Here is an 18,700-nt window from a genome sequence, read left to right on the forward strand (position 1 = left end):
CGAATGGGACATGCGGCACGAGACGTCGCCGCATGTTTACGCACACCTGGCGAAAGCCATGTTGAAGGGGATATAAATGGACTGGTTTTACACGTTTCCGCACATGGATGACGACGCGCTCCGCAACCTCAAGAAGGTGATTGATGACACCTTCCGCGAATTTACGCGTGCCTGGGGCGGGACAATCGAAAGCTTTTTCTCGCCATTGCAGCATTTTCTGATTTCGGCAGAGCGTTTCATGACGCAAACACCCTGGCCGATCATCATTCTTATTATTCTTGCCATTGCCTGGTTTGCCAGCCGCAGCGTGAAAATCGTAATCGGCTGTCTCGTTACGCTGCTCGCCATCGGCTACTTCGACATGTGGCTGGATACCATGCGGACGATCTCGATGATTTTTGTCTGTACCGTACTTTCCATCGTCATCGGCCTGCCGATGGGTATCGCCATGTCTCGGTCCAATCGCTTCCAGCGCGTGGTCAATCCTGTGCTGGACGTGATGCAGACCATGCCCAGCTTCGTCTATCTTATTCCGGTCGTCATGCTGTTGGGCATCGGCAAGGTGCCGGGGCTTATCGCCGTCGTAATTTATGCCATTCCACCCATGATCCGCCTGACTGACCTCGGTATCCGCCTGGTGGATAAGGACGTGCTAGAGGCGGCAGACGCCTTCGGTTCGAACGGCTGGCAGAAGCTCTTCAAGGTCCAGCTTCCGCTGGCGCTGCCGACCATTATGGCGGGCATCAACCAGACGATCATGATGGCGCTTGCCATGGTCGTTGTCGCCTCCATGATCGGTGTTCAGGGTCTCGGTCAGCCGGTTTTGAAAGCTATTGCCAACCAGTATTTCACTCTCGGCATATTCAACGGCCTTGCTATCGTCGGCATCGCCATAATTTTTGATCGTATCAGCCAGGCCTACGGCAAACGGCTCCAGAAACATCAGGAAATTGCCCATGGCTGAACATGCTTTCGGCGGCATCAAAATCCGCAACCTTTACAAAATTTTCGGCGGAAACCCTGAAGCCCATGTAGATGCCGTGCGCAATGGACTGACAAAGACCGAACTGAACGATCGGCACGGCCATGTTCTGGGCCTGCGGGATATCAACATCGATATCCCCTCCGGCTGCATTCAGGTCATCATGGGTCTTTCGGGTTCTGGCAAGTCCACGCTCATCCGGCACATCAACCGCCTGATCGATCCGACTGCGGGCGAGGTTCTGGTTGACGGTGTGGATGTCGTGAAGATGAACCCGACCGAACTACGCGAATTCCGACGACACCAGACGGCGATGGTGTTCCAGAAATTCGCCTTGCTGCCGCACAGAAACGTTCTCGACAACACGATTTACGGCCTTGAAGTTCAGGGCATGCCACGGGAAAAAAGTGTCGAAATCGCCATGGGGTGGCTGGCCCGCGTCGGTTTGAAGGGCTTCGAACAGAAGTATCCGAACCAGCTTTCGGGCGGCATGCAGCAACGCGTCGGTCTTGCGCGGGCTCTCTCCAACGATGCCCCGGTTCTTTTGATGGACGAAGCTTATTCTGCTCTCGATCCGCTGATCAGAACGGACATGCAAACGGTACTTCTGGATATTCAAAAAGAGATAAAGAAAACCATCGTTTTCATTACGCACGATCTCGACGAGGCGTTGCGACTGGGAGATCAGATCGCTATTCTGCGGGACGGTGAGGTTATTCAGCAGGGTACGCGTCAGGATATCGTACTGCGCCCTGCTGATGAATACATCGCAAACTTCGTCAAGGAAGTGAACAGGGGTCGCGTTATCAATGTCGACGCCGTCATGACGTCCGATCGATCAGGCAGCGCAACGGGCGGCTGGTCTATCCATGAAGAAACCAACGTCGAGGATGCCGTTCGCGTTGTCACGGCGAGAGGTCTGGAGGAGGCGGTCGTCGTCAATGCTGCCGGCGAAAAAGTCGGCGTGGTCAGCCTTCGTCAGCTTGCCAGCGCCATGGTCAATGCGCCCGGCGCGTCCGAAGCGCACGTTGAGAGGCCGCAAATAAAGGGTACGGCTGCCTGATAGCTGAACAGAGTGTTCACCATCTTCACCGGGCATTCTATTGGATTGCGCATTATATGTTCCGGCAACGGACAAGATTGCTCAATCAGGTAGATGACAATGAAGAAAATTGGTTTTCTCTCCTTCGGTCACTGGGGTCCTGGGCCCCACTCCCACGCACGCTCCGCCAAAGATGTTTTACAGCAGTCCATCGAGCTTTCAGTGGCTGCGGAAGATATCGGTCTGGATGGGGCATATTTCCGCGTTCACCATTTTGCACGCCAGCTGGCGTCGCCATTTCCGCTGCTGGCCGCGGTCGGTGCGCGCACGAGCAAAATCGAAATCGGCACGGCCGTCATCGATATGCGTTACGAAAATCCGCTTTACATGGTGGAAGATGCAGGTGCCGCGGATTTGATCTCGAATGGTCGTCTCCAGTTGGGATTGAGCCGCGGCTCGCCCGAACAGGTGATCGATGGGTGGCGCTATTTCGGCTATCGGCCCTCGGACGGTAAAAGCGACGCGGATATGGGCCGCGACAGCGCGGAGGTGTTTCTCGAAGCGCTGAAAGGCGAAGGCTTTGCCGAACCAAATCCGCGTCCCATGTTTCCAAATCCGCCTGGACTTTTGCGATTGGAACCGCATTCCGAAGGGTTGAGGGAAAGAATCTGGTGGGGTGCCAGTTCCAACTCCACCGCCATCTGGGCCGCGAAGCAGGGAATGAACCTGCAAAGTTCGACATTGAAGACTGACGAAACAGGTGAGCCGTTCCATGTCCAGCAGGCAGCGCAGATAAGAGCCTACCGCGATGCCTGGAAGGAAGCGGGACATACGCGTTCGCCGCGTGTTTCAGTCAGCCGCAGCATTTTTGCGTTGGTGGATGACCGGGACAGGGCGTATTTCGGTGGTAGTAAGGACCAGGATAGCATCGGCTATATCGAAGCCGACACGCGAGCCATATTCGGCCGATCCTATGCCGCAGAACCCGATGTTCTGATTGAAGAACTGGCGAAGGATGAGGCAATCGCCGAAGCCGATACCCTATTGTTGACGATTCCGAACCAACTGGGTGTGGAATACAACGTGCATGTGCTTGATGCGATCCTCAAGCATGTTGCACCGGCACTCGGCTGGCGTTGATCTTGGAATAAAATATTGAAGCCGGAGCCGCGTTGGCGGCACCGGCTTATACCGGTTCGCGCTTATAGAGCCGCCGCTTGTCGCTTTCTGTGCTGTTACATTACGAGACACAATAAGAGGCGAACTTCCATTTTGTACTTGAGCGTCGCCGCTGTGTACTCCGCTGTCTCCCATTTCCGTGCAGTTTATGTATTGTTCTAGAAAGAGAAGCATTTGTTCTATCGTAATTTTAGAAAGCGTAAATTAGATAATTAGAAGTATATAAATGAATATATTTTAGAATATTATATTATTTACATTATAATTTCGGTTAAACATCGATTAAAGAATGTATATTGACAATATAAATGCTCAAAACTACCAATTTCACATTCAATTTTCTTTGGGAAGGAAATGACATGGCGGTGGAATCGATCAGTTCAAGCCTTGGAAATGTCGGTTTAGATGCCGTCGATGCGGACAAGAAGGCGTCAAGTCTCTCCAAGGACGCGTCGGGGAAAATTTCCCCCGAAATGGAAAGCGAGATCATAGACTCGTTTTTGCCGGGCATGATTACCAATCAGCTGATGCTCAATGGCCAACTTTTTGATTTCGCCAAAGAAGCGATCAACGAAGCGGATTCTGAATAAGCTGCATCGGCATGGGCCCCGCGAGTATCGAGTAGGAGTTGCCGGTGAGCGATGGATATCTTCCGCAAGGCATTGCGCCTGTTTCAGGTGGTTTCGATACGAAGCCGAACGTTGCTGCTCAGTTTGATGATGCCTTCATCTCTTCTCCTACCGCGGAGTCGGCGTCCAAAGCCGATGTTGCCAGTATCGGTGATACGCAGCAGCGACGGATTTCTCCTTTCGATACGACAAGCGTCGTGACGAATGATCGCTCAAACCACAGCGTGAGCGGTTTGAGTTCCGGCGAGCATCCAGGTTCGTTTCCGATTTTTCAGCGATTGACCTCGCTGTTTTCTTTGCCGGAGAGCAAGCGCTCAAGTGAGATGTCCAGCGGTGCCGACGATGGCGAAGTGTCGCCGAAAACGGGCAGGGCTATGCTGGAATTCGAGAAAATGCAGCAGGTCTCAGTGGGTTACGCACTCCTCTCCTCGCTCACCCAATCGGTCCTGTCTTCCATGAAACGTCTGACTCAGGGGCAGTAGAATGGGGGTCGGGGGATTATCGCGGGCAATTTGCGCTCTGGGACTGACGCTTTCGCTCGCAGGCTGTTCGGAAGACTTCATCGGAAACTTAAGCCAGCGCGACATGCTGGATGCGCAGGTGTTGCTGGAGCGGTCGGGTATCGACGTTGTTGCAACCAAGGGGGAAGACAATCGCTACAGCCTATCCGGAGATGCCGCTGATCGTGTGAAGGCTCTGGAAATTCTGACCAGCCAGGGTTTGCCGCGCAGTGAATTTCCCTCTGTCGCGGAAGTCTTCCCCGGTAGCGGCTTTCTGGTGACGCCATTCGAGCAGAAGATCCGAATGCGCTACGCAATCGAGCAGCAACTTTCAGAAACCCTTATGGCTCTGGAAGGCGTGTCGGACGCTCGTGTCCATGTGGTCCTGCCGGAAGACAACGGTCGCGGACTGATCAAGGAAAAAGCGCGTGCTTCAGTCCTTTTGACATATCGGGATGGGGCGGATGTTGCCGCCATCGAGACACGCAGCAGGGCTTTGGTCGTAAATGGTGTTCAGGGCCTTTCCTACGAAGACATTTCGGTCGTTGCCAGCCCGCGTCAAATTGGAATGGACCCGATCCGGTCAACGCCTGCCACGCCGGCTCAGCCTTCTGAGGTGGTTGATGGAGAAGGCTGGTTTACGTGGGCCAGCGGATTCAGCAAGCAGGGATTGTTGATCACTTTCGCTCTTTTGCTGGCTATCGGCGCTGGTTTTCTGCTGCTCATGCCGCGCCGTGAGGAAAACCCGTGACGGAGAAAGCCCAGCATGATTTTTCACGATTGCCTTCGCCGGTCGCTCTTGCCCGAGAGAAGCGGAGACTGGTGGCGTGTGCCAAGCTTCGCAATGTATCCCTCTTTCAAAGCGTTCCTGAAACGCTACGCCACAGAATTAAAAGTTCACCACGTCTGTCTCATCGCCTCTACGGCATTCTTGTCGCGGAACTTGGCCAGCCAACGCTTTCCTCGGTAGGAGCCAGAAATTTTCATCTGATGCCGGAGCTGGAGCTGGAGAGAGTTTCGCTCTTGCTAGGCCTTTCATATGATTTCGCACTGCGCGGCGGTGCGATAAGGGGCGCTGTCCTGGAAAGCGTCGGCACATTCTGCAGCGCTGAAACGGTCGCCAAGGCCCTGCATTACGCCGCAGGTTTTCCATTATCGTTCCCTCCAACTGATTTGGAGCCGATTACCGAAACGGCGCTTTTGTGCAACGGCTGGAGCCTGCTGCGCCTTTGGGCTGGCGCGGAGAGGATAAATCCCGCTTGGCGCATCTGCGATGCAAAAACGGTCGGAGCGACGTTGGGCTCAGTCCATCGTAACCTAGCCTGCGAACTCGCAACAGTAATTCTAGCTGATGCGACGCTCCATGGGCAGGAGGCGTAATGTCCAGGATCATTCGCGCGGAAGATTTCGCTCATGTCTACGAGGCGGAGCGGCTCGTTGCGGCGCTGGAAAAGCGAGCCGCCGGTTTGGAGGAAGAGCGCAGGTCTGTTCTCGAAGTTGCGCGCGCAGAGGGTTTCGCCGCAGGGCGTCGGGATGGCTTTGAATTTCTAGCCGCTCATCTCGGCGAAGCGCTCGGAAAGGCCGAGCGTGAGCTTAAAGATATGGAAGAGCGGATTGCTACGGTTGTTTTCCAGGCAATCGGACTAATCCTTGCGGATTTTACGCCGCAGGAGCGCTATCGCCAAATGGTAACGCAGGCTGTTCGGGATGAGGCGGCATCTTCGAGTATAGTTGTAAAAGTCTGCGTCGAGGATCATGACATCGTCAGCGAAGCGCTGAAAGACGTACATCCCAACATCTCTGTGCTGACGGACCAGTATATGGCGCCGGGCGAAGTTGTTCTGGAAGCCGAAGGCACGCGCAAGCACATCGGTCTTGCAGATCAGCTTGCGCGTCTTGTGGAAGCCATCAATCGTGGCTGACCTTCTCGCGAAGCTCGAACAGGCAGTAAGCGCCGTCGACACGCGACGAAGCGGCGGGAGGATCAGCAGCATTTCCGGCTTGTTGGTGCGCGCAGAACTCCCTTTGGTCCGTGTGGGTGAGCTTTGTGAGTTGTACGAGCCTGGCAAAGGCACGATCGGCTTCGCTGAGGTGGTCGGAATAGACGGCGACGTGGCGTTGCTGTCGTTGCACGGAGAAACGCGCGGTCTATCAATGCGGACCGAGGTCGTTCCTTCGGGGCGTGAACCGAGCATTGAAGTGGGGGACTTTCTGATCGGCGCTATCATCGATGCGCATGGTCACATCGTTCGCCGTGCTTTCGGAACCTCAGGGCTGTCCAGCAGATCATTCCGCTCACTATATGGTAGTCCGGTCGATCCGCTATCGCGTAAGCCCATTTCCCGCACCTTTGTGACGGGCGTCACAGCAATCGATGCGATGTTGACCTGCGGCGAGGGCCAGCGCGTCGGAATATTCGGTCCTCCCGGTGCGGGCAAATCAACGCTTATTTCCGAAATCATCCAAAACACCCAAGCCGATGTCATCGTCTGCGCGCTGGTGGGGGAGCGCGGGCGGGAAGTTGGTGAATTCGTGCAGCACAATATGCCCGATGCTCAGCCATCGAAAATGGTGCTGGTTTCGGCAACCTCCGACCGGCCCGCTCTGGAGCGATACAAGGCGGTTCTGACGGCAACGGCTATTGCCGAGCATTTTCGAGATGAGGGAAAAAGCGTTCTGCTGGTTATCGACAGTGTAACCCGCGTTGCGCGCGCCATGCGCGAAATAGGACTGGCATCTGGCGAGCCGCCTGTTAGGCGCGGATTTCCGCCCTCCGTATTTGCGGCCCTACCGCAAATCTTTGAGCGAACCGGTAACGGCGTGTCGGGCTCGATAACCGCATTTTATTCAGTTCTGGTCGAGGGTGCAGACAACGAAGATCCGATAGCGGAAGAGTCGCGGTCGCTTCTCGACGGCCATATTGTGCTGTCGGAACGCATCGCCAGATCGGGCCAGTTTCCTGCAATCGATATTCTGCAAAGCAGAAGCCGCCTGATGAGTGCTGTCACTTCAACCCGACACCAGACGGCAGCCAACCGGATACGTTCGCTCATGTCTACCTATAGCGATGTCGAGCTGCTGATACGTGTCGGCGAATACAGGCAGGGTAACGATCCTGACGTCGATGAAGCGGTCGCAAAAAGGGACGCGATTAACGCCATGCTATATGACGGCAAAGGCGGCACCCGTTCCTTTGAACAGATCGTGGACGCGGTCGAGGGTCTGGCGCAATGACGGCAAGGATCGCACTGAGTTTCGAAGATGCCGGGCTGCCGCTGGACCGTCGATTTGCCGAGAAAAAGCCGTGGCCGCTTCTGACGGGAGCGGAATGGATTTCAATTCGCCCGATGCGTATCGAGCTTGCCGCGGAGAGCATCACCGATCCAGTCTACATAAGGGCTCGCATTGGTGATGACGACATAGTGGTGAAGCTGTCGCATAATAGCCTGACTTTATTGTGCAATCGGCGCGAACCGGGGCTGGATTGGCGCAATGTCCATTCACAGATCAAGCCTCTGGTTCTTGAATGCATTTTGCAGAACGCCTTCACGAAGCTGGAGGAAATCTGCGGCTGCACAATCGAGATAACCGACGTTCAGGACGACGATCCTTCAGGTTTTGCTACCAATTTTGCCTGTGAAATCGAAGTGGATGGTATCGCTGTTCCGGCGGGTCTGCTGGTTTCGCCCGCGCAACTCGGCAAGCTTCAAAGATGGCAACACAGTCTACCCGGGGTCATGCCCTCGGTACTCCATATTCCCATTAATATACGCCACGGTAGCGCAACGATTTCCAGTGCAGAACTACGTTCGTTGCGCATCGGAGATGCGATCGTGCTGGGTGTTGCCTATGAGGCAGCGCCCGTTTGGGCCGTCACCGGCGAGCGTTTCCTGGCAGAGGTGACCGAGCAGGACGATGGCTTGCGCCTTTTGACCCCACTTCTCTCAATTCCCCCCAGTTCGATGAGGCATTTGATGGCGACGTCTGACGATCAGGAACATCATATTCACCCGGTGCAGGGTGCGGTTGGCGACATTCCGATCAGACTTGTTTTCGACGCCGGCCGCATCGAGGTCCCCCTCTCTGAACTGGAGGGTATCGGCGTAGGGCACGTCTTCGACATCGGTCGCCATCCATCCCGCAGCGTCGATATCGTCGCTCAAGGCCGTATTATCGGACATGGCGAAGTCGTTTCCGTAGAGGGCCTCACCGCCGTCCGCATCACGGCGCTCAACCCCTGATGGACTCTGGATTTCCCATTAGCCAAAGCCTTGCCGCGTTGTCGATCATTTCGATATTGCCCGTCATCGCTGTCATAGCCACGTCTTTCACGAAGATTTCCGTCGTTTTGCTGATCGTTCGGAACGCTATCGGTATACAGCAGACACCGCCAAACCTGCTGGTATTCGCCATCGCAATCGTCCTGACGGTCTTCGTCATGGATCCGGTGTTGCGCGAAAGCTGGCGGCTGCTTCTGGTTCACTCCGCAGATTTCTCTGCTGCTGGCACGATGGCCGAGGGTTTTTCCAAGGTTTCGGAACCGCTCAAATCCTTCATGCTCAGATATTCCGATCAGGAGGTCCGCGATTTTTTCGCCCAGGCATCGAAACAGGTTTGGCAGGGTGCGGAAGCAAATGCGGCCGGGCCAGACGATCTGACGGTACTTGCACCTAGTTTTCTGGTCTCAGAACTAACCCGCGCCTTCGAAATCGGCTTTCTGATCTATTTGCCGTTCCTGATGATCGATTTCGCCATTTCCGCAATTCTGGTGTCTCTGGGTATGCAGATGATGTCGCCCACCGTGGTCTCCACGCCTGTCAAATTGCTGCTGTTCGTATCCATCGATGGATGGCGCAGGCTGCTAGAAGGTCTGGTACTGACCTATGCGACTTGAGGGAATGCGCATATGAACAGCGACCAGATGGTGGCAGAAATCAGCATGTCTGCCATGGCCACTTTCGCGCTGGCTGGGCCGCTGTTGATACTCGCGGCGGTCATTGGCCTGTTGATAGCGGTGTTTCAGGCTGCGACTCAGATTCAAGAGCAGACCATCGCGCAAATCATCAAGATCGGACTGATCTCGGCGGCTTTGCTGTTTTTCGGACGGGCGCTTGCAACCCCTTTGATCGAGCATTCCATTCACATTCTCAACGACTTTCCTAACATGGTTCGTTGAGCGATGGGGGCGGGGCAGGCTGTCGATGTCAATATCGCCGTGCCCGCGGCCCTCATGCTGGGCGCCGCCAGAGCGCTTGGCATCATGGTCATCTTCCCGATTTTTTCGCTCTTCAATATCGCTGGAATATTAAGGTTTGGTCTTGCCATCGGCCTGTCGGCGCCTTCGTTGATGGTGGCTTACACCTTCATCATGAAAGGGCAGGTGACGTATTTCGACCTGTCGTTTCTGTCCGTAAAGGAATTCGTTTTCGGCTTTGTGCTCGGCATCGGGCTTGGAGTGCCTTTCTGGGCCGCGCAGGCAACAGGTGATATGACCGATGTCTATCGCGGGGCGAATGCCGCGAACCTGTTCGATCAGGTCAACGCACTAGAGACCGCACCATTAGGTTCGTTGCTGATGTCGATTGCTCTGATGCTCTTTATCGGAGCAGGTGGCTTGGTCGATCTTATCTCTATCTTCTATATGTCTTTCAGCTTCTGGCCTCTGTTGGCCGCCTTCCCTCGATTGCCTGAAGCGCCACTCGTTCCGATGATCCAGATTTTCGCCAGTATCTTCAAAGCCGGTGCAGTCCTCGCTTCGCCTTTCATTATCGTGGCAATGACAATCGAACTTTCATTCAGTTATACGGCTAGATCGGCGAGGCAATTGCAATTGAATGATGCCTTGCCGGTCTTCAAGAATCTCGCGGTTTTGGTTGTCCTTGTCGTTTACACCATGTTCATCGGCAGTTACTTCCACGAGACATGGACGAGTGGATTTACGCAGGTAAGATCCATGCTGGAGGTCGATCTTGGCAAAGAATGACGACACGGAAGAAAAGTCACTACCGCCCAGCCAGATCAAGCTCAATAAATTGCGCCGTGATGGGCAGGTCGCCCGCTCGAAGGATTTGCCAGCAGCCGTCTCGGTACTCGCCATCACATGCTATCTCGTCTGGATGAGCCAGTCGATCCTGCAGAGCTTCGCTCATTTCTTCGAAGCTCCACTGTCAGTTTTGCCGCAAACTGGGCGAGAGTTCGATATCGGTTACTTCGGTGCCCTGGTCCGATCTTCGGCAGTTGAGCTGTTGTTGATGGTCGCCGTTCCTGCGGCCCTCGGTGTCGTTGCGGTCATCGTTACCGCTATCATCGATGGGCAGGGTCTGTTGATGTCTATGAAGCATATGAAACTGGACTTCAATCGGATGAACCCCGCCGAGGGTTTCAAGAAAATGTTCTCTTTTTCCAGCATCATAGAGTTCGTGAAAAGCATGGTGAAGTTTGCCGTATTGACGACTGCCGGTGCCGCGACGCTCATCTATTTTCTCAACGCCGTTTTCTGGTCGCCACTTTGCGGTGCCGAATGCAGCCTTGCCGTCTCCAGCTATCTTATTGCGACGATGGTGGTTATCGTTTCCATCATCATCGTCATTGCGGCTGCTTTCGATATCCGCATCTCCAGAGGCCTGTTCCAGCGCGAACACCGGATGACGAAAACAGAATCCAAGCGAGAGCAGAAGGAAACCTACGGCGACCCGCACGTCCGCTCGGCACGCAGGCGAATTGGCAACGAAATCCGGCGGGGATGAGCTTGCGCATAAAAAATCGGGGCGGAAAACCGCCCCGATGAATGTTATTAAGAGTCAAAGGCTTATTTCTGCCAGCTCTTCACCAGTTCATCGTAATTAACGGTAACTGGCTTTTCCTTCTCGTTCTGGATCTTTAGCTGCGGTGCAAGGTGGCCCTTGGATACGGCATCCTTGTTCCAGTATTCGAGATCGTGCTCTTCAGCCAGCTTCGGACCCTTGTCGCCCTGAACGCCTGCGCGTTCCAGACGCTGCATGACCTTTTCCTGTTCTGCGCAAAGCGAGTCCATGGCTTCCTGTGCGGTCTTTGCGCCGGAAGAGGCATCACCCACGGCCTGCCACCACAGCTGCGCGAGCTTCGGATAGTCAGGAACGTTGGTGCCGGTCGGAGACCACTGAACGCGGGCAGGTGAACGATAGAACTCGATCAGACCGCCGAGATCTTTGGCGCGCTTGGTGAAGCTCTCGTGGTTGATGGTCGATTCACGGATGAGCGTCAGGCCGACATGAGCCTTCTTCACGTCCACGGTTTTGGAAGTGACGAACTGCGCATAGAGCCATGCAGCCTTGGCGCGGTCAGTCGGGGTGGACTTCATCAGCGTCCATGAACCCACGTCCTGATAGCCGAGCTTCATGCCGTCCTTCCAGTAAACGCCGTGCGGGGAGGGTGCCATGCGCCATTTCGGCGTGCCATCCTCGTTGACGACGGGCAGACCTTTCTTGACCGCATCTGCGGTAAAGGCGGTGTACCAGAAGATCTGCTGCGCGACTTCACCCTGCGCCGGAACCGGGCCGGACTCGGAGAAGTTCATGCCCTGTGCTGCCGGAGGAGCGTATGCCTTCAACCAGTCGAGATATTTTTGGATGGCGTAAACGGAGGCAGGGCCGTTTGTATCACCGCCGCGTGCAACGCAGGAGCCGACCGGCTGGGACTTTTCGTTGACCTTGATGCCCCATTCATCGACGGGTAGACCGTTTGGCAGGCCTTTGTCGCCGTTACCGGCCATGGAAAGCCATGCATCGGTGAAGCGCCAGCCGAGAGATGGGTCCTTCTTGCCATAATCCATATGGCCGTAGACCTTCTTGCCGTTGATTTCACGGCCGGTGAAGAATTCGGCAATGTCTTCGTAAGCAGACCAGTTGACCGGAACGCCAAGATCGTAGCCGTACTTGGCCTTGAAGTCGGCCTTGTTCTTGGCATCGTTGAACCAGTCATAACGGAACCAGTAAAGGTTCGCGAACTGCTGGTCGGGAAGCTGATAGAGCTTACCATCCGGTGCCGTGGTGAACTTGGTGCCGATGAAGTCCTTCAGATCGAGACCGGGGTTGGTCACGTCCTTGCCTTCGCCTGCCATCCAGTCGGTGAGGTTGCGCACCTGCTGGTAGCGCCAATGGGTACCGATCAAGTCACTGTCGTTGACGAAAGCGTCGTAGATGTTTTCGCCGGACTGCATCTGCGTCTGCAGCTTTTCAACGACGTCACCTTCACCGATCAGGTCGTGGGTGATCTTGATACCGGTGATTTCCGAGAATGCCTTGGCCAGCACCTTCGATTCATATTCATGCGTCGTCAGCGTTTCCGAGACGACCTTGATATCCATGCCGGCGAAAGGCTTCGCGGCATCGATGAACCATTGCATTTCCTTTTCCTGGTCCGCACGGGAAAGGGAGGAGAGGTCGCCCACTTCCTTGTCGAGGAAGGATTTCGCCTCGTTCATGCCAGCGTGAGCCACGCCGGTAATTGCCAGCAGCGCCGCTGCTGTCGTTGTCAGAAGATGCATTCGCATTTTAGTCCTCCAATTTTGCGATTGCTTCAGATGCATTTCGCCGGGTCGTCCTCCGTCCCGGTATGTCGTCGGCAGCTATACGAAGCGGAACACGCCAATCGCATAGACCACCGAAAGAGCGAGCGCCCACCACAGGCCGGGGCCGACAAAGCCGAGCCAGGCAAGATTGATGAAGGCGGAGCCGAGCAGCGAAACGAAGAGCCTGTCTCCCCTCGTCGTTTCGAACCGAAGAATGCCGACGCGCGGATTGCCGCCGGGCGAGAAATACTCCCACACCGCCATTCCAATTAGCAGGGCAAGGATCGTCAGGAAAAACAGCGCCGTAGGCAGCGTCCATGCCATCCAGGAAAAATTCATCGAAGCTTCTCCTTGTTAGACGCGGCCCAGGGCAAAGCCCTTGGCGATGTAGTTGCGGACGAAATAGATGACGAGCGCGCCGGGAATGATGGTGAGTACACCGGCGGCGGCCAGCACGCCCCAGTCCATGCCCGAGGCAGAGACGGTTCTGGTCATCGTCGCTGCAATCGGCTTTGCGGCGGTCGTCGTCAGCGTTCTCGCCAGCAGCAGTTCGACCCACGAGAACATGAAGCAGAAGAAGGCAGCAACACCGATGCCGCTTGCAATCAAGGGCATGAAGATTTTTACGAAGAAGCGCGGGAAGGAATAGCCGTCGATATAGGCGGTCTCATCGATTTCCTTCGGAACGCCGGACATGAAGCCTTCCAAAATCCACACCGCCAGCGGCACGTTAAACAGGCAGTGGGCGATGGCGACTGCGATATGCGTGTCGATTAGGCCGAATGCCGAGTAGAGCTGGAAAAAGGGCAGGGCAAAGACGGCGGGCGGTGCCATGCGGTTGGTCAGCAGCCAGAAGAACAGGTGCTTGTCGCCAAGGAAGCGATAGCGAGAGAAGGCATAAGCCGCCGGAAGCGCTGCCGCCACCGAGATGATCGTGTTCAGCACCACATAGATGATGGAGTTGATATAGCCGTTATACCAGGACGGATCGGTAAAGATGATCGTGTAATTGCGAAGCGTCGGGTTCTGTGGCCACAGCGAAAAGGCCCCCAGAATTTCAGCATTCTCCTTGAAGCTCATATTCACGAGCCAGTAGATCGGCAGCAGCAGGAAGAGGATGTAGATCGTCGGGATCAGAAAGGAGAAGCGGGACATGGTAGAATTGCTCATAACGTTCTCCTTTCTTACGCGTCTGCGTCGCTGTTGGTCATGACGGTGTAGAATATCCACGACAGGGCAAGGATGATCAGGAAGTAGATGATCGACATTGCCGCAGCTGGTCCCAGGTCGAACTGACCGACTGCCATTTTCACGAGATCGATGGACAGGAATGTCGTGGAGTTGCCGGGACCGCCGCCGGTGACGACGAAGGGTTCGGTGTAGATCATGAAGCTGTCCATGAAGCGCAGCAGCACGGCGATCAAAAGCACGCGTTTCATCTTTGGCAACTGGATGAAGCGGAACACCGACCAGCGAGAGGCGCCATCGATTCGTGCTGCCTGATAATAGGCGTCAGGGATCGAGACCAGACCGGCATAGCACAGCAGCACGACCAGGCTCGTCCAGTGCCAGACATCCATGATGATGACGGTCGCCCATGCATCGACGGGATCTTGGGTATAGTTATAATCGATGCCGAGCATGGAGAGATAGTGGCCGAGAAAGCCGATATCGACGCGTCCGAATACCTGCCAGATGGTGCCGACCACGTTCCACGGAATGAGAAGCGGCAGCGCCATCAGCACGAGGCAGACCGGTACGCCCAGGCCCGTCTTCGGCATATTCAGCGCAATCAGAATGCCGAGCGGAATTTCGATGGCGAGAATGACGAGCGAGAAGATGAGGTTGCGCATCAGCGCATCCCAGAAGCGGGGCGAGTGTAGCATCTGCACGAACCAGTCCGTGCCTGCCCAGAAGAACTCGTTATTGCCGAACGTATCCTGAACCGAATAGTTGACGACCGTCATGAGCGGGATGACCGCCGAAAAAGCGACGAGCACCAGAACCGGAATGACGAGGAACCAGGCCTTGTTGTTGACTGTCTTTTCCATGGCTCAGGCTCCTGTGCCGACGCGCCAGCTATCGGCATAGATGCCGATGGCTTTTGGATCGAAGGTGACGCGCGGCTCGGCTGGAATTTCTCCGTCTTCAGGAACGACGATGGTCAGCGGATGGCCAGCGAAGCTGGAGCGCACGACCTTCTGACGCCCGATATCCTCAACCTTGTTGATGGATACCGGCATGCCTTCGCGCCCAAGCGAGATGAATTCGGGTCTGATGCCGAGTTCCGTTTTCGCGCCCGACTCGAAAGCCGGTGCCGAGGTAAGCGCGATATTCTGATCGCCAATCTTTGCCTGTGCGCCGTCAAGCGAAACCGGCAGCACATTCATGCCCGGTGAGCCGATGAAGTAACCGACGAAGGTGTGGCTGGGGCGTTCGAAAAGCTCGGCCGGCGTGCCGATTTGCACGATCTGGCCGTCATACATGACGACCACCTTGTCGGCGAAGGTCAACGCTTCCGTCTGGTCATGCGTCACATAAACCATGGTGAAGCCGAACTGGCGGTGCAGGCGCTTCAACTGCGAGCGCAGGACCCACTTCATATGCGGATCGATGACGGTCAGCGGTTCATCGAAGAGAATGGCGTTCACGTCGTTGCGAACCAGTCCGCGACCGAGTGAAATCTTCTGTTTCTGATCGGCGGTCAGTCGGCGCGCGCGGCGCTTCGCCATCGAGCCGAGGTCGATCATCTCCAGAATTTCGTTGACGCGACGGTCGACTTCCGTTTCCGCCACACCGCGATTGCGCAAGGGAAAAGCCAGATTGTCATAGACCGTCATCGTGTCGTAGATGACGGGGAACTGGAAAACCTGCGCAATATTGCGCTGCTCCGTCGGCAGGTTCGTTACATCCTTGCCATCGAACAGAATGCGCCCGTCGGATGGATTGATAAGCCCGGAAATGATGTTCAGCAGGGTCGTCTTGCCGCAGCCGGAAGGGCCGAGCAGGGCATAGGCACCGCCATCGCTCCACTCGTGGTTCACTTCCTTCAGGGCGTAATCATTGGCCGCTTTCGCTTTGGCATTATAGGCGTGGCGGATGTGGTCGAGACTGATACGTGCCATGTCTCTGTCTCCTCACGCGGCAGCTTGTTGCGGGGTGGCAAGGGAACGGCCATTCACATCGAAGGCCATCAGGTGACGGGTGTCGAGATAGATGTCGATCTGCCGGTCCGGCTCGATATCGAGAATGCCGCGCGTCAGCATGACCCAGCGGTGGCCGGCAAAATTCAGATGGATGAAGCTTTCCGAACCCGCAATTTCAGAGACCAACGTCTTTGCTTCGAGCTTTACCGCAGCACCGTGGGTCGGCGTTGGATAGAGATGGTGAGGATGAAACGCCACTGTGACCGGACCGTCCGCGATGCTTGCAAGATGCGGCGGTACCGCAAAGACCTGAGCGCCATTATGTAGGAAAGAACCGCCATTCTTCGTCAGTTCTACGATATTCAGCGGCGGGTCGGCAAATGTTCTGGCGGAAACGAGATCGACCGGGTTGCGATACATGTCGATGGTCGGGCCATATTGTGTGATGCGGCCCTGATGCATGGTCGCGGTATTGCCGCCGAGTAGAAGAGCTTCTGATGGCTCCGTGGTTGCGTAAACGAAAATCGCGCCAGACGAAGCGAAAATCTTCGGAAGTTCTTCGCGCAATTCCTCACGCAGCTTGTAGTCGAGGTTGGCGAGCGGCTCGTCCAGAAGAACGAGGCTTGCATTCTTGACAATGGCGCGCGCCAGCGCGGTACGCTGTTGCTGACCACCGGATAGATTAAGTGGTGTGCGCTCCAGATAGGGCGTCAGCTTTAACAGATCGGCAGCTTTCCGCACCTCACGATCGATCGTCGCGCTATCCTTCTTCGCAATCCGCATGGGGGAGGCGATGTTTTCATAAACGCTGAGTGCAGGATAGTTGATGAACTGCTGGTACACCATCGCAACGCTGCGGTCCTGCACGCGTTTGCCGGTGACATCTGTTCCGTCGAAATGGAGCGAACCTTCGGTCGGCTTGTCCAAGCCAGCCATCAGCCGCATCAGAGAGGTTTTGCCGGACAATGTCGGGCCAAGCAGGACGTTGAGCGTGCCCCGCTTGAGTGTGAGACTGGTGGGGTAAATATGGTATTCACCACCCACCATCTTCGCGATGTTGCGCAATTCAAGCATTCTGTCCTGTGGCCTCCTCCAACCAGCAAGATGTCTGCGTCAATTTTCAGTATGCGGTGCCCGTCAGGGCGGTATTATCAGGCAGCTTTTGCCGTCAGGTAGTTTTCAAGTGCGGCAGCTTCCTGCTTGGAAAAATGCAGGCCCTGCTTCGTTCTACGCCATAAAATATCGTCGCTCGTTCTGGCCCATTCTTGCTGGATGAGCCATTCCACTTCCCGTTCATAAAGATCGCCGCCGAAATGCTGTCCAAGTGCCTCCACACTCTTTGCGTCACCCAGAAACACAGTAGCTTTTGTGCCATAGAGCCGCACGAAACGGCGCGCATGACGGTCGGAAAGAAAGCCATAGCGGGCCTTCAACTTACTGACTTCGGCGTCATATCCAGTCGGCGCAAAATCGCCGCCGGGCAGCGAGCTTTTGGCAGTCCAGGGTGAACCCTTTTCGCCTATGCCTTCGCCAATCTTTTCCAGTGCATGCTCGGCAAGTCGGCGATAGGTCGTCAACTTGCCGCCGAAGACGTTCAGAAGCGGAGCGTCACCGGACGCATTTTCGAGCTTCAGCACGTAATCGCGGGTTGCTTCCTGAGCCTTGGAAGCGCCGTCATCATAAAGAGGCCGAACGGCAGAGTAGGTCCAGACGATATCGTCTTTCGTCACCGGTTCTGCGAAATATTCGCTTGCGGCTTTGCAGAGATAATCCGTTTCCTCGTCGCTGATCTTCACCTGCGACGGGTCACCAAGATAATCCCTGTCCGTGGTACCGATCAGGGTGAAATCCGTCTCGTAAGGAATTGCGAAGATGATGCGGTTGTCTGGATTTTGGAAGAAGTACGCACGCGGATCGTTGAACTTCTTTTTCACGATGATGTGGCTGCCTTGAACCAGACGCACATTGTGCACCTGATTGCGCCCCGCCGCGTTGGAAAGAACATTATCGACCCACGGGCCGGAGGCGTTGACTAGCATGCGGGCCTGCACGCTTTTCACCGCGCCACTTGCCATGTCTTTCACGTCGATATTCCAGAGCCCGTTTTCACGGCGAACGGACGTTACCTTTGCGCGGCTCATGATGTCTGCGCCACGATCTGCGGCATCGCGGGCGTTCAACACCACCATCCGGGCATCGTCCACCCAGCCATCGGAATATTCGAAGGCTTTGGTGAAGAGTGGTTTTAGCGGCTTGCCAGCAGGATCGCGCCGCATGTCGAGCGACTTCGTTGCTGGCAGAAGCTTGCGACCGCCGAGGTGATCGTAAAGGAACAGTCCAAGACGGATAAGCCAGGCAGGACGAATACCGCCCTTGTGGAACGGCAGGACAAAGCGCATTGGCCAGATGATGTGCGGCGCCATTGCCCAAAGCACTTCCCGCTCCATCAGTGCTTCACGCACGAGGCGGAATTCATAGTGCTCGAGATAACGAAGGCCACCATGGATAAGCTTGGTCGCGCCGGAGGAGGTGCCGGAAGCAAAGTCGTTCATTTCGGCCAGCGTCACGGAATATCCACGGCCTGCCGCGTCACGCGCAATGCCGCAGCCGTTGATTCCACCACCGATCACGAAAATATCGCGAACTTCCTGCCCCGACACGCTTTCCACTCCCT

21 protein-coding genes are annotated in these 18,700 nt (G+C 55.6%); 14 read left to right on the forward strand and 7 right to left on the reverse strand.

What is annotated here, in order from left to right; genetic code table 11:
* Positions 1–76 precede the first annotated feature (76 nt).
* The 14 genes from G6L28_RS04470 to G6L28_RS04535 all read left to right on the forward strand — a co-directional run bounded on the left by G6L28_RS04470 (position 77) and on the right by G6L28_RS04535 (position 11,078).
* A complete protein-coding gene (locus tag G6L28_RS04470; RefSeq protein ID WP_174062596.1) occupies positions 77–964 on the forward strand; it encodes an ABC transporter permease in 888 nt (295 codons plus the stop codon).
* Positions 957–2,045: a quaternary amine ABC transporter ATP-binding protein gene (locus G6L28_RS04475; protein ID WP_174062597.1), complete on the forward strand. Its 1,089-nt coding sequence runs from the start codon at positions 957–959 to the stop codon at positions 2,043–2,045. The genes G6L28_RS04470 and G6L28_RS04475 overlap by 8 nt, the downstream gene beginning before the upstream one ends.
* A gap of 99 nt (positions 2,046–2,144) precedes the next feature.
* Entirely contained in the window at positions 2,145–3,164 is a 1,020-nt protein-coding gene (locus tag G6L28_RS04480) for an LLM class flavin-dependent oxidoreductase (RefSeq protein ID WP_174062598.1), read from the forward strand.
* Between the two features lie 398 nt (positions 3,165–3,562).
* A complete protein-coding gene (locus G6L28_RS04485; RefSeq protein ID WP_174062599.1) occupies positions 3,563–3,793 on the forward strand; it encodes a hypothetical protein in 231 nt (76 codons plus the stop codon).
* A 44-nt stretch (positions 3,794–3,837) separates the two neighbouring features.
* On the forward strand, positions 3,838–4,314 hold the full coding sequence (locus G6L28_RS04490; protein ID WP_174062493.1) for a hypothetical protein: 477 nt from the start codon (positions 3,838–3,840) through the stop codon (positions 4,312–4,314).
* Position 4,315: 1 nt separating this feature from the next.
* On the forward strand, positions 4,316–5,083 hold the full coding sequence (sctJ, locus tag G6L28_RS04495; RefSeq protein WP_174062600.1) for a type III secretion system inner membrane ring lipoprotein SctJ: 768 nt from the start codon (positions 4,316–4,318) through the stop codon (positions 5,081–5,083).
* Positions 5,080–5,712 carry a hypothetical protein gene (locus tag G6L28_RS04500; RefSeq protein ID WP_174062601.1) on the forward strand — a complete coding sequence of 211 codons (633 nt, stop codon included), beginning with the start codon at positions 5,080–5,082 and terminating at the stop codon, positions 5,710–5,712. The genes sctJ and G6L28_RS04500 overlap by 4 nt, the downstream gene beginning before the upstream one ends.
* A complete protein-coding gene (gene sctL, locus G6L28_RS04505; protein WP_174062602.1) occupies positions 5,712–6,254 on the forward strand; it encodes a type III secretion system stator protein SctL in 543 nt (180 codons plus the stop codon). Before G6L28_RS04500 ends, sctL begins: the two co-directional genes overlap by 1 nt.
* Positions 6,247–7,566 (forward strand): FliI/YscN family ATPase, encoded by a 1,320-nt coding sequence (locus tag G6L28_RS04510; RefSeq protein WP_174062603.1) that lies wholly within the window; start codon positions 6,247–6,249, stop codon positions 7,564–7,566. The genes sctL and G6L28_RS04510 overlap by 8 nt, the downstream gene beginning before the upstream one ends.
* Positions 7,563–8,573: a FliM/FliN family flagellar motor switch protein gene (locus G6L28_RS04515; RefSeq protein ID WP_174062604.1), complete on the forward strand. Its 1,011-nt coding sequence runs from the start codon at positions 7,563–7,565 to the stop codon at positions 8,571–8,573. The genes G6L28_RS04510 and G6L28_RS04515 overlap by 4 nt, the downstream gene beginning before the upstream one ends.
* On the forward strand, positions 8,573–9,226 hold the full coding sequence (gene sctR, locus G6L28_RS04520) for a type III secretion system export apparatus subunit SctR (RefSeq protein ID WP_174062605.1): 654 nt from the start codon (positions 8,573–8,575) through the stop codon (positions 9,224–9,226). The genes G6L28_RS04515 and sctR overlap by 1 nt, the downstream gene beginning before the upstream one ends.
* Positions 9,227–9,238: 12 nt before the next feature.
* Positions 9,239–9,508 (forward strand): flagellar biosynthetic protein FliQ, encoded by a 270-nt coding sequence (locus G6L28_RS04525; protein WP_174062606.1) that lies wholly within the window; start codon positions 9,239–9,241, stop codon positions 9,506–9,508.
* Between the two features lie 3 nt (positions 9,509–9,511).
* Positions 9,512–10,315 carry an EscT/YscT/HrcT family type III secretion system export apparatus protein gene (locus G6L28_RS04530; RefSeq protein WP_174062607.1) on the forward strand — a complete coding sequence of 268 codons (804 nt, stop codon included), beginning with the start codon at positions 9,512–9,514 and terminating at the stop codon, positions 10,313–10,315.
* Positions 10,302–11,078 (forward strand): EscU/YscU/HrcU family type III secretion system export apparatus switch protein, encoded by a 777-nt coding sequence (locus G6L28_RS04535; RefSeq protein ID WP_174062608.1) that lies wholly within the window; start codon positions 10,302–10,304, stop codon positions 11,076–11,078. The genes G6L28_RS04530 and G6L28_RS04535 overlap by 14 nt, the downstream gene beginning before the upstream one ends.
* Positions 11,079–11,140: 62 nt before the next feature.
* On the opposite strand, the gene G6L28_RS04540 is transcribed toward G6L28_RS04535, so the two are convergent.
* From G6L28_RS04540 to glpD, 7 genes are all read right to left on the reverse strand, one after another.
* Positions 11,141–12,862: an extracellular solute-binding protein gene (locus G6L28_RS04540; RefSeq protein ID WP_174062609.1), complete on the reverse strand. Its 1,722-nt coding sequence runs from the start codon at positions 12,860–12,862 to the stop codon at positions 11,141–11,143.
* Positions 12,863–12,937: 75 nt separating this feature from the next.
* Positions 12,938–13,219 carry a DUF2160 domain-containing protein gene (locus tag G6L28_RS04545; RefSeq protein ID WP_137395525.1) on the reverse strand — a complete coding sequence of 94 codons (282 nt, stop codon included), beginning with the start codon at positions 13,217–13,219 and terminating at the stop codon, positions 12,938–12,940.
* Between the two features lie 15 nt (positions 13,220–13,234).
* Entirely contained in the window at positions 13,235–14,050 is an 816-nt protein-coding gene (locus G6L28_RS04550; protein WP_137395524.1) for a carbohydrate ABC transporter permease, read from the reverse strand.
* 14 nt (positions 14,051–14,064) lie between these two features.
* Positions 14,065–14,931 carry a carbohydrate ABC transporter permease gene (locus G6L28_RS04555; protein ID WP_027675246.1) on the reverse strand — a complete coding sequence of 289 codons (867 nt, stop codon included), beginning with the start codon at positions 14,929–14,931 and terminating at the stop codon, positions 14,065–14,067.
* Positions 14,932–14,934: 3 nt separating this feature from the next.
* Positions 14,935–16,005: an ABC transporter ATP-binding protein gene (locus G6L28_RS04560; RefSeq protein ID WP_027675247.1), complete on the reverse strand. Its 1,071-nt coding sequence runs from the start codon at positions 16,003–16,005 to the stop codon at positions 14,935–14,937.
* Between the two features lie 12 nt (positions 16,006–16,017).
* Positions 16,018–17,100, reverse strand: coding sequence for an ABC transporter ATP-binding protein (locus tag G6L28_RS04565; protein ID WP_174062610.1), 1,083 nt, complete (start codon positions 17,098–17,100; stop codon positions 16,018–16,020).
* 77 nt (positions 17,101–17,177) lie between these two features.
* Positions 17,178–18,695 (reverse strand): glycerol-3-phosphate dehydrogenase, encoded by a 1,518-nt coding sequence (glpD, locus tag G6L28_RS04570; RefSeq protein ID WP_425292652.1) that lies wholly within the window; start codon positions 18,693–18,695, stop codon positions 17,178–17,180.
* Between the last annotated feature and the right edge of the window lie 5 nt (positions 18,696–18,700).

This window comes from Agrobacterium larrymoorei (assembly GCF_013322225.1).
Lineage (GTDB): Bacteria > Pseudomonadota > Alphaproteobacteria > Rhizobiales > Rhizobiaceae > Agrobacterium > Agrobacterium larrymoorei_A.

Coding starts and splice junctions, on each gene's coding strand:
- G6L28_RS04560 (WP_027675247.1), bottom strand. CDS start 16,005: ATGGCACGTATCAGTCTCGACCACATCCGCCACGCCTATAATGCCAAA.
- sctL (WP_174062602.1), top strand. CDS start 5,712: ATGTCCAGGATCATTCGCGCGGAAGATTTCGCTCATGTCTACGAGGCG.
- G6L28_RS04475 (WP_174062597.1), top strand. CDS start 957: ATGGCTGAACATGCTTTCGGCGGCATCAAAATCCGCAACCTTTACAAA.
- G6L28_RS04540 (WP_174062609.1), bottom strand. CDS start 12,862: ATGCGAATGCATCTTCTGACAACGACAGCAGCGGCGCTGCTGGCAATT.
- G6L28_RS04480 (WP_174062598.1), top strand. CDS start 2,145: ATGAAGAAAATTGGTTTTCTCTCCTTCGGTCACTGGGGTCCTGGGCCC.
- G6L28_RS04555 (WP_027675246.1), bottom strand. CDS start 14,931: ATGGAAAAGACAGTCAACAACAAGGCCTGGTTCCTCGTCATTCCGGTT.
- G6L28_RS04550 (WP_137395524.1), bottom strand. CDS start 14,050: ATGAGCAATTCTACCATGTCCCGCTTCTCCTTTCTGATCCCGACGATC.
- G6L28_RS04565 (WP_174062610.1), bottom strand. CDS start 17,100: ATGCTTGAATTGCGCAACATCGCGAAGATGGTGGGTGGTGAATACCAT.
- G6L28_RS04470 (WP_174062596.1), top strand. CDS start 77: ATGGACTGGTTTTACACGTTTCCGCACATGGATGACGACGCGCTCCGC.
- G6L28_RS04545 (WP_137395525.1), bottom strand. CDS start 13,219: ATGAATTTTTCCTGGATGGCATGGACGCTGCCTACGGCGCTGTTTTTC.
- sctR (WP_174062605.1), top strand. CDS start 8,573: ATGGACTCTGGATTTCCCATTAGCCAAAGCCTTGCCGCGTTGTCGATC.
- G6L28_RS04485 (WP_174062599.1), top strand. CDS start 3,563: ATGGCGGTGGAATCGATCAGTTCAAGCCTTGGAAATGTCGGTTTAGAT.
- G6L28_RS04515 (WP_174062604.1), top strand. CDS start 7,563: ATGACGGCAAGGATCGCACTGAGTTTCGAAGATGCCGGGCTGCCGCTG.
- sctJ (WP_174062600.1), top strand. CDS start 4,316: ATGGGGGTCGGGGGATTATCGCGGGCAATTTGCGCTCTGGGACTGACG.
- G6L28_RS04530 (WP_174062607.1), top strand. CDS start 9,512: ATGGGGGCGGGGCAGGCTGTCGATGTCAATATCGCCGTGCCCGCGGCC.
- G6L28_RS04525 (WP_174062606.1), top strand. CDS start 9,239: ATGAACAGCGACCAGATGGTGGCAGAAATCAGCATGTCTGCCATGGCC.